Origin of the sequence: Halochromatium sp. (assembly GCF_046541315.1) — a bacterium.
Taxonomy (GTDB): domain Bacteria; phylum Pseudomonadota; class Gammaproteobacteria; order Chromatiales; family Chromatiaceae; genus Lamprobacter.
Genome location: NZ_JBKHDN010000076.1, coordinates 1 through 12,168, shown reverse-complemented (window position 1 = coordinate 12,168; position 12,168 = coordinate 1). Strand labels below are relative to the sequence as shown.

The following is a 12,168-nucleotide window of genomic DNA, read 5'->3' as shown; positions in this document are numbered from 1 at the left end:
CCATAGCCGTAACCACGCCCACGGCCATAGCCGCGACCGCCGCCGCTCATGCTCATGTTGAAATCGCCGTAGCCATCGCCGAACATGTCATTGAACATGTCGCCCATGCCGTCGCCCCAACCATTGCCATAGCCCGGGCCGCCATAACCAGGACCGCCCCACCAGGCGCTGGCGGAAGCGGACACACCAAGAAGAGCGGCAACGGCGGCAGCAGTGGCTAGTTTTTTCATCTATCTTCTCCGAATTCGATTTTGTCTGGGTTGCAAGCGTCGCCACGTCGAGCGCGACAACGGAGATCATTATATTAGCATTTTCTTAAATTTGTAGTTGCTAATCCCGATCTATCGCCCGACAGCGATAGGTATGACAAATCGCAATGCAGGCCCTGGAGGCTCGGTTGTCTCGATCCCGGCAGCCCTCTCGGCTCAAGGCGTCGGCGTCACCAGGCGCATCGAGAGGTCGACGGCCTCGACATGCTTGGTCAGGCCGCCGACCGAGATCGCGTCGACCCCGGTCTCGGCAATCTCCCGCAACCGATCCTGGGCGATACCGCCGGAGGCCTCGAGCCGCGCGCGTCCAGCGGTCAATTCCACCGCGCGTCTCAGCGCTGGCGGATCGAAGTTATCCAGCAACACCTGCTCGACGCCAGCCTCCAGCGCCTCGCGCAGTCCCGCCAAGGACTCGACCTCGATCTCAACCGGAACCTCCTCGGTCAGGCGACGGGCCGCCGCGATCGCGGCGCTGATCGAGCCGGCCGCGCTGATATGGTTCTCCTTGATCAGGATCGCATCGAACAGGCCCATGCGATGGTTGTGGCAACCACCGCAAACAACGGCATACTTCTGCGGTCGCCGCAGCCCCGGAAGCGTCTTGCGCGTATCCAGGAGACGCACCGGCAGCCCCGCCACCGCATCGGCGGCGCGCCGCGCGCGGGTCGCGGTGCCCGAGAGCAGCTGCAGATAATTGAGCGCGGTCCGTTCACCGGTGAGGAGGGGGCGCAAGCGACCGGCGAGCGTGCAGAGCCGTTGCCCCGGCCGCACCGACTCGCCATCGCGCGCCTGCCAATCGATACTGACCTCGGGATCGAGCTGACGGAAGACCTGATCGAACCAAGCGCTGCCGCAGAGCACCGCGTCTTCACGGGTGATGACCTCGGCGCGCGCGGTCGCATTCGCCGGCAGCAAGCCGGCGGTCAGATCGCCCGCGCCGACATCCTCCGCCAGCGCCTCGCGCACCTGCGCCTCGATCAGCGCCAGTGGCGGCAGTGCGCGAGCCAGCGTCTCTGCGCTCGGGGCGGAGGTCGGAACAGCGGTGGGCATCGGCTCGTATCCTCAAGGGGCAGTTCAGAGCGATGAGGATAATAGAAAACCGATGACCGATCCTAGCGCCTCCGCCATCGACAGCAGCGGCCGTCTGAGCATCGCCCGTTGGCTCCCCTCGCCCAATGCCGACCAGCGCCCGCCCGGCATCGCGCCGGATCTGCTGGTGATCCACAACATCAGCCTGCCGCCCGGGCGCTTCGGCGGTCCCTGGATCGAACAGCTGTTCCAGAACCGACTCGATCCCTCGGCGCATCCCTTCTTCGCCCGTCTCGCCGGGCTGCACGTCTCCGCGCATCTCCTGATCCGCCGCGACGGCGAACTGCTGCAGTTCGTCGAACTCGAGCGGCGCGCCTGGCATGCCGGGCGCTCAGCGTTCGAGGGCCGGCGCGAGTGCAATGACTACAGCATTGGCATCGAACTCGAGGGCAGCGATGAGATCCCGTTTCAGCCCGTCCAGTACAGCAGGCTCGCCGAGGTCACCGCGCTGATTCAGGCGCGCTATCCGGCGATCACGCCGGCGCGCATCACCGGACACCAGGATATCGCCCCCGGGCGCAAGACCGATCCCGGGCCGGCCTTCGACTGGGATCGGTACCGGGCCCTGTTGTCCGGCGAGCCGCCGGCACGACCATGAAACCCCAGGCGAGCTGCCGGCTCAGCCGAGCCGAGCGGCCACCGCAGCGGCGGCGGCGGCCGGACGCGGTGCCGGCATCGGCTGCGCCGGCTCGCAGCCCAGCACCTGCCGCGCCTCGGTCCAGCGCAGCAGCTCGATGGTGCCATCGTGATGCTCGACCAGCGCCGTGCAGCTCTCGACCCAGTCGCCGCAGTTGCAGTAGGTCACGCCATCGATGTCGCGGATCTCGGCGTGGTGGATGTGACCGCAGATCATGCCGTCGACATCGCGCCGGCGTGCCTCGTCGGCCACGGCCTGCTCGTAGTTGCCGATATAATTGACGGCATTCTTGACCCGATGCTTCAGATAGGCGGCCAGCGACCAATAACCGAACCCAAGGCGGCGCCGGAAGGCATTGAGCCGATGATTGGCCGCGAGCAAGAGGTCATAGAGGCGCGAGCCAAGCACCGCCAGCCAGCGCCCGTTCTGCACCACCTGATCGAACTTGTCGCCGTGCATGATCAAGAACTGGCGGCCGTCGGCGGTGGTATGGATCACCTCGTCGCAAAGCCGCACGTTGCCATACTCGGAGCCGAGATGGTCGCGCAGGATCTCGTCATGGTTACCCGGCACATAGACCACCTCGGTGCCGCCACGGGCCTTGTCCAGCACCGCGCGCACCACATTGTTGTGCGCTTGCGGCCAGAACAGGCCGCCCTTCATCGCCCAGACATCGATGATGTCGCCGACCAGATAGAGCTTTTTGCACTCGGTCGACTGGAGAAAATTCAGAAGAAAATCGGCTTGACAACCGCGAAATCCGAGATGCACATCCGAGATCCAGATGCTGCGGTATTTCAACGGCCGGAGATGTTTTACCTGACTCATGTCACCCAGATCCCAATCAATGCGTGTGGGCGACATGGTCGCGCGGCTTTGTTGCGAGAGGATGGCCGGACGATGAAGATCTCGTGAAACGCAATCCGCTGAACAACGGCGCGCACCGCGTATACTCATGCCCATTCGTTGTAGAGAGGAGTTTTTTCGATGGCACGCGATTCCGTGAACAAGGTCGTCCTCGCCTATTCTGGCGGGCTCGACACCTCCGTGATCCTGACCTGGCTGCGCGATGAATACGCCTGCGAGGTGGTCACCTTCACCGCCGACATCGGCCAGGGCGAGGAGGTCGAGCCGGCCCGCGCCAAGGCCGAGGCGGCCGGGATCAAGGAGATCTATATCGAGGATCTGCGCGAGGAGTTCGTGCGCGACTTCGTCTATCCGATGTTCCGCGCCAACGCCATCTACGAGGGCGAATACCTGCTCGGCACCTCGATCGCGCGGCCGCTGATCGCCAAGCGCTTAGTCGAGATCGCCGCCGAGACCGGCGCCGACGCCATCAGCCATGGCGCCACCGGCAAGGGCAACGATCAGGTCCGCTTCGAGATCAATGCGCTGGCCCTCGATCCAGACCTCAAGATCATCGCGCCCTGGCGCGAGTGGGATCTGCTCTCGCGCGAGAAGCTGATGGCCTATGCCGCCAAGCACGGCGTCCCGGTCGAGATGAAGCGCGACGGGACCAAGTCGCCCTACTCGATGGACGCCAACCTGCTGCACATCTCCTACGAGGGCTATGATCTCGAAGACCCCTGGGTCGAGCCGGGCGCGGCGATGTGGCGCTGGACCCGCGACCCCGTCGATGCACCCGATACAGCGCAGGAGATCGAGCTGACCTATCGGGCCGGCGACATCACCGCGATCGACGGCAAGGCGATGACCCCGGCCGAGGTCCTCGCCGAGTTGAACCGCATCGGCGGCGAGCACGGCATCGGTCGCGCCGACATCGTCGAGAATCGCTATGTCGGCATGAAGTCGCGCGGCTGCTACGAGACCCCCGGCGGCACCATCATGCTCAAGGCCCACCGCGCGATGGAATCCCTCACCCTCGACCGCGAGGCCGCGCACCTGAAAGACGAACTGATGCCACGCTATGCCACGCTGATCTACAACGGCTACTGGTTCAGCCCGGAGCGGATGATGCTGCAGGCCGCGATCGACGAGAGCCAGCGCGTGGTCAATGGCCGGGTGCGACTCAAGCTCTACAAGGGCAACGTGCTGGTGGTTGGCCGCCAATCGGAGACCGATAGCCTGTTCGATGAGGCGATCGCCACCTTCGAGGACGACGCCGGCGCCTATGATCAGGGCGATGCCACTGGCTTCATCAAGCTCAACGCGCTGCGGCTGCGGGTCGCCGCCCGGCGCAAGCGCTGAGTCGATGGCGAGCCGCCTGGCGTATGCACTGAATCGATCGCGAGCGGTGGCGCAGCCTCAGTCGGCGGCGGCGGTCTCCGCCGCTTGCGCGGGCAGCTCGGCCGGCCGCTCGCCGCGCTCGCGCAATAGCTCGAACGGATCGGGGGCGGAGCGCGAGCGGCCGGCGTCTTTGAGCCGGCTCAGATAATCCAGCCACAGCGGCTGCCAGCCGCGACCGAGCTTGTACAGATACTGCCAGTCGTAGAGGCCGGAGCGGTGTCCATCGTCGAAGACGATCTTCACCGCATAGCTGCCGATCTGCTCCAGATCGCGGATGTTCACCCGCTCCTTGCCGATCTGCAGCTTGGCCTGATCCGGCGTGTGGCCGCGCACCTCGGCCGAGGGCGAGTAGACGCGCAGATACTCGCAGGGCAGACGGAAGCGCGCGCCGTCATCGTAGGCGATCTCGAGCACGCGGGATTTCTGATGGAGGTTGATCTCGGTCGGAAGCGGGTTTTTTACCATCGGTCGACAGCCCGTGCAGATGTCTCAAGTCTGCGACCTCAGGTGCGGACGCCAACCGGGTTTGCAATGCCAGGACAGCGCGAGGCTGGAAACCAAGACGATGGCTGTCGAGGCTGATGCCGCCTAAGCGCGGAAACCTGCGCTGCCGCCATGAACACGACGGGAGGACGGCGCCGAGGGAGCGCCGCGAGCGCGGAAATCAGGCCGCCGATGCCAGCCGCTCAACCTCGGGCCAACCGCCACAATGGCGCTCGACCAGCCGGGCGAGCATCTCGAGATGGGCCACATCATCGTTCAGGCAGGGGATATAGTGATACTCCTTGCCACCGGCATCGATGAAGTAGCTGCGGTTCTCGACATTGATCTCCTCGAGCGTCTCCAGACAGTCGGCGGAAAAGCCGGGAGCGATCACATGCACGCTCTCGACGCCGTCGCCCCCCCACAGCTTCAAGGTCTCGTCGGTATAGGGTTGCAGCCACTCGTCGCGTCCCACCCGCGATTGAAAGGACACCATCCAGCGGTCGTCATCGAGCCCCAGACGCTCGGCGACCAGGCGCGCGGTCTTGTGACAATGGCAATGGTAGGGATCGCCGGCCATGAAATAGCGTTTCGGGATGCCGTGAAACGAGAACAGCAGCCGCTCCGGCTCGCCCTTCTCGGCGGCGGCCGCGCGAATGCTCGCGCAGAGGGCGTCGATGTAGCCCGGCTCGTCGTGATAATGATTGATGAAGCGCAACTCCGGCAGCCAGCGCCAAGTGGTCAGCTCGTTGGTGACCGCGTCGAAGGTCGAGGCCGTGGTCGTCCCCGAATACTGCGGGTAGAGCGGCAGCACCAGCAATCGGCGCACATTCGAACGCTTGAGCCGACCGAGGGCCTCGGCCACCGACGGCTTGCCGTAACGCATGCCCAGCTCGACATGGACATTGTCGCCCAGCCGTTCGCCGAGGATCGCCTGCAGCCCGGCCGCCTGCCGCCGAGCCACATCGAGCAGCGGCGAGCCCTTGTCGGTCCAGACCGCCTGATAGGCCTTGGCCGAGCGGCTCGGGCGCACCCGCAGAATGACGCCATGCAAGATCAGCCACCAGATCGGCCGCGGAATCTCGACCACGCGCGGATCTTGCAGGAATTCCGACAGATAACGGCGCACGGCCGTGGGCGTGGGCGCCTCCGGCGTACCCAGGTTCAACATCAACACGCCGAGATGTTCCGACATGTCGTGCTCGAAGCCGACGACGCTCTTGTATTTCATCGAATGCCCACGGGTTGACGCGTTTTCCCTGATGCCTATGACCAACTCCACAGATTGGCGCGCGCCAGGCTCGGTTTCAACCGGATTGCGCAATGACGCAGCAGTTTCCACCTCGGCCCGAGCGCCAGCCAAGCGCCGGCTCAGCCTCCCCGCCCAAGCTTCAGCTGCTTGTAGATCATGCGAAAGCGCTCGGGGTCTTGCTGGCCGAAGAGGGGGTCCTCGACATTCGGCGCGGCCGCCAGCAGCTCCGACCAGGCCGCCTCCGAGAGCGAAGCCAGCGCGAGCGGAAACGCCCGTTCCTCCTCCAGCCGCATGTGCTCGCGCAACTGCGCGATCAGCGCGCGCCCCTGGCGCTCGACCTCGTCGCGCCGCAGGACCTCCTCGTGCACGATGCCCTCAAGCGACTCCTTGAAGCGGCGGTTGAGCTGCATCAGGCTCTGATGCTGCTGCATGAGCTGGGTCAGTAGCGCGTGGCCGGGGCCGACCTCCGCCAGGACCCGCTCGAAGATCAGATCCTCGCTCGGATGGTGGACCCGATCCTCGTAATCGATCAGGTATTCCATCAACTCGCACATCAGCTCGTAATCGGGCTCGAGGCCATCGCGAAATTCATCGAGCAGTCCCTCGAGCAGGCGCATGAGTTGCGCAAGGCGTCGGTGATCCTGACCGAGACGCTCTAATAAATCGTTCATGCTGGCCACCTCGTTGGGCAGATCTCGGATGCCAGGGCCGACCCCGGTTCGGCTGTCGCCCCAGCGTCTGGGCGCTCCGGGCATGATAGCGCCCGCGCCGCTTGGGACGCAGCCACGCGGCAGCCTTCGCCCATCAATGAGAAGGACATCGCAGCAAGGGCCATCGGCGTGACCGCGCTGAGAGACCCATCGCTAGCGCTCGCCCTCCACGCCCCCCCAGAGCGACGGCCAACGCTGGCGCAACCAGCGCCACACCAGCCCGCGCGGGAGCTTGACGCCGGTGACCACATAGGTCAGCACGTCCGGGTTATTGAGCGTCCAGTGCATCCAATCGCGCGCCCCGGGGTGTCCGCATAACAGCAGCCGATCGCCCGCGCGCAGCGGCCGTTCAAGGCTCGGCAGCAGCCGATGCTCGCCCGCGACTTGCTGGACGAGGATGATCGCTGGCAGCGCCTGCGCACGGTCGCGCGGATCGCGCAGCAGATCCGCCAGGGTCGGCTCCCGGCCTTGTCCGGCCAAGGTCCGCGCGCCCGGGGCAAAGCGCGCGCCGACCCTGAACTCCCAGAGGATCGGCGGCTTCGTCTCCACCAAGGCGATGATCCGGCTGATCAGCTCGCAGGACCAACGGTCGGGTTCCCGCCCCGCCCCGCTGACGAATTCATTCAACAACGGCGCGCTGAGCAAGGTGCGAATCCGCTGCGCCACGATCAAGCTCGGATGCATCAGGATATCGGCGGCGATCGCCTTGAACAGTTCCTCGTTGATCAACTGGTTCTCGCGCACCACGGTGAAGAGGTTCGGATTGAGTTCCTTCGCCGTCATGATGATCGAGAGATTGTTGGCGTCGTTATCGGTCCCGGCGACAAGCCCCACGGCGCGGTGGATATCGGCCTGCTCCAAGGTCACCGCCTCGGTCCCGCGGCCCTTGATCAGCGGTCCCGGCGGGAGCCCGGTGCGTTCGGGCTGCATCTCCACCACCATGAGTTCGACCCCCTCCTGCTCGGCCAGGCGCGCATGCAGCGCCTTGCCAAAGCGCCCGTAGCCGCAAATGATCCAGAGCCCGTCCGCCGGCGGATAGATCGGCTCGGGCAGCATGGTGCCGCGCAGCTGACCGAACCAGTCCTGCAAGGCGGTCAGACAGGGCGAGTCGATCGCGGTGCTGAGATAACGCGCGAAGATGTCGAAGGGATCATAGATGTGATCGGTGCCGAACGAGGCCATGTTGGCTTCGATATCGTGCGAGTCCGCCCGGCAGATGACCTTGGCATCCGGGTGCATCAGCTTCGCCGCCAGCGCCACCTTCAGATTGACCTCGTTGGAGGAGGTCAGGGCCAGAACCCCGGCGCAAAAGGGGCTGCGCAGCCCGGCCAGCAGCAGGCTGTCGGGGCGGCGCACATCGGCGCGCAGCGCGGGCACGAACTCCCGCAATGATTCGAGCTTGAGCAGATCGATGCGCTCCGGGTTGTTGTCGAGCACGACGGCGCGCTGGCCGCGCTCGGTCAGCGCCCGCACCAGCCCGCTGCCGGTCTGGCCGTAACCGCACACCAGATAGAACGCCTCGTTGATGGCGCGCACATGGGCGCCGAAGCGGTGCTCCTCAATGGCGCGCCGCAGCGCCTTGTCCTGTAGCAACGCGATGATCGCGCCAACCGAATAGAGCCAGCCGCTGACGGTGGCATAGATACAGAGCGTCACCCAGATGCGCTGGGCATCGCTGAAGCCTTGCGGCAGCTCGCCGAAGCCGATGGTCGTCGACATATAGCTGACGAAGTAGAAGGCGTGGAAGAAGCTCGGAGACCAGGGATTGCCATCGGCATCGCGACCCGGAATCAACATCAAACCGATGATCGCGATCGAGTACAGGACGATCAGCGTCAGCAATGGCGCGCGCATGCGCCGCAGGATGAGGAAGATGATGCTGTCCACCAAGGGTTCTCCGCTCGACTCGCCGGCGCGCGCGGAGGATTGGTCAGCGCCGCAGCATCGTCGTCTCGATGATCAGCAGGATCACCGAGACCACATTGGCCACCATGGCGCCGGCGGCGAGCGAGACGACACTGGACAGCGCGCTGGTGGTAAAACCCTCCGCCGTTGCATGCACGGCAATGGTCCAGATCAACGCGCCGGCGACCAACTGCAAGATCGCCACCAGGCTCGTCGCCAACAGCACCGCGCCCATCTGCGAGCGGTCACCGAGCTTGAGCACCGTCGCGATGAGATTGACCACCAGCACCACCGCGAATTCCCAGGCATGGTGATGCGTGTGATCATTGATGTCGCCATAGACAAAGCCGAAGTTCAGGGTCAGGGCAAGCAGGATGAAGAATCCAAAGACGACCTTCTCGGGATTCATGACGGGCCTCCTCGGTGGACGCGGACAGTCGCGATGATCGCGCGTATCCTATCGGGTTTTCTGGTCGACGTTGCGGCTCTCGCCAACAACGCCGACGCCTAGCCGCCCGCAAACAGGCCTCACCTTGCCATGAGTCAAACATCCGCGCCTCTCCCCTTGCCCGACGCCGTCGCCGCGCCGCGCGCTCAGATCCGCACCGAGCAGGCGGGGCGCATCGCCTACTACCACGACACGCGCGGCCAAGGCCGGCCGCTGGTCCTGGTGCACAGCATCAACGCCGCGCCGAGCACCTTCGAGGTCAAGCCGCTGTTCGAGCATTACGCCGGCCGCCGGCCGGTCTACAGCATCGACCTGCCCGGCTTCGGCCATTCCGAGCGCAGTGAACGTGCCTATTCCGCTGAACTCTATGCCAATGCGATCCGGGCGCTACTCGAACAAGTGGTGCAGGCGCCGGCGGATGTCCTCGCGCTCTCGTTGAGCGCCGAATTCGCCGCACGCGCGGCGCTCGGCTCGCCGGCGAGCGTCGCCTCGCTGGTGCTGATCTCGCCGACCGGTTTCTCCGAGCGCGGGTTGCCGCCGCAGCTCGTCGGTCGCGCCGTGCATGGACTGATCGGGGCGCGACTCTGGAGCCAGGGGCTCTACGACCTGGTGGCCTCGCGCCGCAGCATTCGCCACTATCTCGGCAAATCCTTCCACGGCCAGCCGCCGCAGGCACTCTTGGACTATGCCTATGCCACCTCGCACCAACCGGGCGCGCGCCACGCCCCGCTGATCTTCCTCTCGACGCTGCTCTTCACGCGCGAGGCCGTCGCCAACCTCTATGCCCGCCTGAAGACACTGCCGGTGCTCGCGATCGCCGACCGCGATCCCTATGTGACCTTCGAGCGCCTGCCCGACCTCGTCGCGCGCCAGTCGAACTGGCAGCAGCAAAGGCTCGCGCCGCATCGCGGGCTGCCGCAGTGGGAACGGCCCGAGGCCCTGTTCGCGGCGCTGGATGACTTTTGGGCGGGGGTTTGAGTCCGCCCTTTTGAGTCCGGTCTGAGCGGGCCTAGCGTTTCACGCTGTCCAGCCGGCGCCGGCGCGTTCAGCGCTTGTCCCGGCCACGCCAGCGCAGACTACCGACATAGAACAGCGCAGCGATCAGCATCACGATCATCGAGAAGCCGAACCAGCCGAGGAACAGGAAGGCGACCCGCGACCAGACCACGCCGCCACCCTCGCTGGGATCGACAAGCCCCTGGTGCAGGAAGCCGAGCAGGGTCATGGCAAGCGCCAGCACCAGCGACCAGAACGCCGCGAACAGGACGAGATTGAGCTTTTTCTTCATCGGGCAACCGGGTCATCAAGGCAGGTGAACGGATCGAGGATCGAGAAACGGATCAAGGAGTGGCGCGGAGGGGACAGCTTAAGGCCGCCTCAGGCCGCCGATTCGGCGGCGGCCTTGGCATCGGCGAGATCGCGCTGGCGTTTCAATGACCAGTGGATCACCAGATTCAGCATCCGCATGGTCGCGCCAATCGCGGCGAAGACCTGGTTCGCATGCACGCCCCGGGTCTTGAAGATGCCCCGGTCATCGGCCCAGCTGATGGTGCATTCGGTGAGCGCATCGGTGCGCCCGCCCTTGGGAATGCGCACCTCGTAATCGACCAGCGCCGGCAGGCTCAGGCCCTGGGTCTTGACCACCCGTGCCAAGGCCTTGTTGAAGGCATCGAAACCGCCATTGCCGCTGCCGGTAGCGGTCAGATGCTCGCCGCGCAAACAGATCTTGATGCTGGCGGTGGACTCCAACCCGTAGCTCGAGGAGACATTGCAGGCGATCAGCTCGGCGTGGCTGTAGTCCTTGCTCTCGAGGACCTCGGCGATGATGAACGGCAGATCCTCGGCGGTGATGGTCTTCTTGGAGTCGCCGAGTTCGACGATGCGCTTCAACACCTTGCGCTGATTCTCTTCCGAGAGCGTGATGCCGATGCGCTCCAGATTCTTCGCCAGCGACGCCTTGCCGGCGAGCTTGCCGAGGGCGTAGACGCGCCGGCGCCCGAAGCGCTCCGGCGAGAGCTTGGTGTGATAGAGGCTGCCCTTGTTGTCGCCATCGGCGTGGATGCCGGCGGTCTGGGTGAAGACGTCGTCGCCGACGATGGGCGCGTTATCGCCGATGCGCTTCCCGGAAAAATACTGCACCAGTTCGCTGACGCGGCCGAGATGGCTCTCGTCGATGCCGATCGCCAGGCCGAGCTGATCGCGCAGATTCACCACCACCTCGGCCAGCGACGCATTGCCGGCGCGCTCGCCGAGACAGTTGACCGTGCAATGCACCGCCGCAGCACCGGCCTGGGCGGCGGCGAAGACATTGGCGGTGGCCAGGCCGTAATCGTTGTGCGGATGGAAATCGAAGCGGGCCTCGGGAAAACGCCGGATCATGTCCGCAATCGCCGCGAACACCCGCTCGGGCGTCATCACGCCCAGGGTATCCGGCAGCATGAAATGCCCGATCCCGCTCCCGGCGAGCGCTTCGATCAGCGCATAGACATAGGCCGGGTTGTCGGCATAGCCGTTCGACCAGTCCTCGAGATAGAGATTGACCGCCAGGCCGCGCTCGCGCGCGAGGGCGATGTTGGCGCGCACATCCTCGGCATGTTGCTCGGGGGTCTTGCCAAGCTGGGTACGGCAATGCTTCTCGCTGCCCTTGGCGAGCAGGTTGATGACCTGGCCGCCGGCGCGCCGAATCCAATCGACACTGCGCCCGCCATCGACGAAGCCGAGCACCTCGATGCGGCCATCGAGTCCTTTCGGGCGCGCCCAGTCGATGATCCGTGCCACCGCCGCCAGCTCGCCCTCCGAGACCCGCGCCGAGGCGACCTCGATGCGATCGACCCGCAGCAACTCCAGCAGCGCCTTGGCGATATTCACCTTCTCGTCGGGCGAGAAGGAGACGCCCTGGGTCTGCTCGCCATCGCGCAGCGTGGTATCGAGGATCAGGATACGTTGGTCGTCTGGGGTCACAGGATCTCGGAGCTGATGGCTCGGGTCGTCAAACGAGTGTTGGATTGGCTAACAGAAGCGATCAAGTCGGGAAGCCGCTCATGGACGCCATCTGAAATGGACACTTTCCGCGCAGGAATCAGGCTTGGCATGGCGCGCCTCAGGCTGACTGATCAAGCCTCGGCAGC

Annotated in this window: 13 protein-coding genes; 3 read left to right on the top strand and 10 right to left on the bottom strand. The window is 65.2% G+C overall.

Features of this window, described 5'->3' with window-relative positions:
* Window positions 1-230: sulfur globule family protein (locus tag ACLFQI_RS06970; RefSeq protein WP_410758187.1), on the bottom strand; the 230-nt coding region annotated here is incomplete at its 3' end.
* Window positions 231-425: 195 nt separating this feature from the next.
* Complete coding sequence (nadC, locus tag ACLFQI_RS06965; protein ID WP_410758186.1) at window positions 426-1,319, bottom strand: carboxylating nicotinate-nucleotide diphosphorylase; 894 nt, start codon at window positions 1,317-1,319, stop codon at window positions 426-428.
* Between the two features lie 52 nt (window positions 1,320-1,371).
* Between nadC and ampD the strand changes: the two genes are divergently transcribed.
* Complete coding sequence (gene ampD, locus ACLFQI_RS06960) at window positions 1,372-1,956, top strand: 1,6-anhydro-N-acetylmuramyl-L-alanine amidase AmpD (protein WP_410758185.1); 585 nt, start codon at window positions 1,372-1,374, stop codon at window positions 1,954-1,956.
* A gap of 21 nt (window positions 1,957-1,977) precedes the next feature.
* On the opposite strand, the gene ACLFQI_RS06955 is transcribed toward ampD, so the two are convergent.
* Window positions 1,978-2,823: a UDP-2,3-diacylglucosamine diphosphatase gene (locus ACLFQI_RS06955; protein WP_410758184.1), complete on the bottom strand. Its 846-nt coding sequence runs from the start codon at window positions 2,821-2,823 to the stop codon at window positions 1,978-1,980.
* 159 nt (window positions 2,824-2,982) lie between these two features.
* On the opposite strand from ACLFQI_RS06955, the gene ACLFQI_RS06950 reads away from it, so the two are divergent.
* Window positions 2,983-4,203, top strand: a complete 1,221-nt coding sequence (locus ACLFQI_RS06950; protein ID WP_410758183.1) for an argininosuccinate synthase — start codon at window positions 2,983-2,985, stop codon at window positions 4,201-4,203.
* Window positions 4,204-4,260: 57 nt separating this feature from the next.
* Here ACLFQI_RS06950 and ACLFQI_RS06945 read toward each other — a convergent pair whose 3' ends face one another.
* The 5 genes from ACLFQI_RS06945 to ACLFQI_RS06925 form a co-directional block, all read right to left on the bottom strand.
* Window positions 4,261-4,707, bottom strand: a complete 447-nt coding sequence (locus ACLFQI_RS06945) for a gamma-butyrobetaine hydroxylase-like domain-containing protein (protein ID WP_410758182.1) — start codon at window positions 4,705-4,707, stop codon at window positions 4,261-4,263.
* Window positions 4,708-4,906: 199 nt separating this feature from the next.
* Window positions 4,907-5,956, bottom strand: a complete 1,050-nt coding sequence (hemH, locus tag ACLFQI_RS06940) for a ferrochelatase (RefSeq protein WP_410758181.1) — start codon at window positions 5,954-5,956, stop codon at window positions 4,907-4,909.
* Window positions 5,957-6,096: 140 nt separating this feature from the next.
* A complete protein-coding gene (locus ACLFQI_RS06935; RefSeq protein ID WP_410758180.1) occupies window positions 6,097-6,648 on the bottom strand; it encodes a hemerythrin domain-containing protein in 552 nt (183 codons plus the stop codon).
* A gap of 192 nt (window positions 6,649-6,840) precedes the next feature.
* Window positions 6,841-8,574: a potassium channel family protein gene (locus ACLFQI_RS06930; RefSeq protein ID WP_410758179.1), complete on the bottom strand. Its 1,734-nt coding sequence runs from the start codon at window positions 8,572-8,574 to the stop codon at window positions 6,841-6,843.
* A gap of 43 nt (window positions 8,575-8,617) precedes the next feature.
* Window positions 8,618-9,001, bottom strand: coding sequence for a DUF6394 family protein (locus ACLFQI_RS06925; RefSeq protein WP_410758178.1), 384 nt, complete (start codon window positions 8,999-9,001; stop codon window positions 8,618-8,620).
* A 156-nt stretch (window positions 9,002-9,157) separates the two neighbouring features.
* Between ACLFQI_RS06925 and ACLFQI_RS06920 the strand changes: the two genes are divergently transcribed.
* Window positions 9,158-10,018 carry an alpha/beta fold hydrolase gene (locus tag ACLFQI_RS06920; protein WP_410758176.1) on the top strand — a complete coding sequence of 287 codons (861 nt, stop codon included), beginning with the start codon at window positions 9,158-9,160 and terminating at the stop codon, window positions 10,016-10,018.
* 67 nt (window positions 10,019-10,085) lie between these two features.
* Here ACLFQI_RS06920 and ACLFQI_RS06915 read toward each other — a convergent pair whose 3' ends face one another.
* Together ACLFQI_RS06915 and ACLFQI_RS06910 are read right to left on the bottom strand one after the other, a co-directional pair.
* The gene (locus ACLFQI_RS06915; RefSeq protein WP_410758175.1) at window positions 10,086-10,328 is read right to left on the bottom strand and encodes a hypothetical protein; all 243 of its coding nucleotides are present in this window, start codon (window positions 10,326-10,328) and stop codon (window positions 10,086-10,088) included.
* 89 nt (window positions 10,329-10,417) lie between these two features.
* Entirely contained in the window at window positions 10,418-12,001 is a 1,584-nt protein-coding gene (locus ACLFQI_RS06910) for an alpha-isopropylmalate synthase regulatory domain-containing protein (protein ID WP_410758174.1), read from the bottom strand.
* Between the last annotated feature and the right edge of the window lie 167 nt (window positions 12,002-12,168).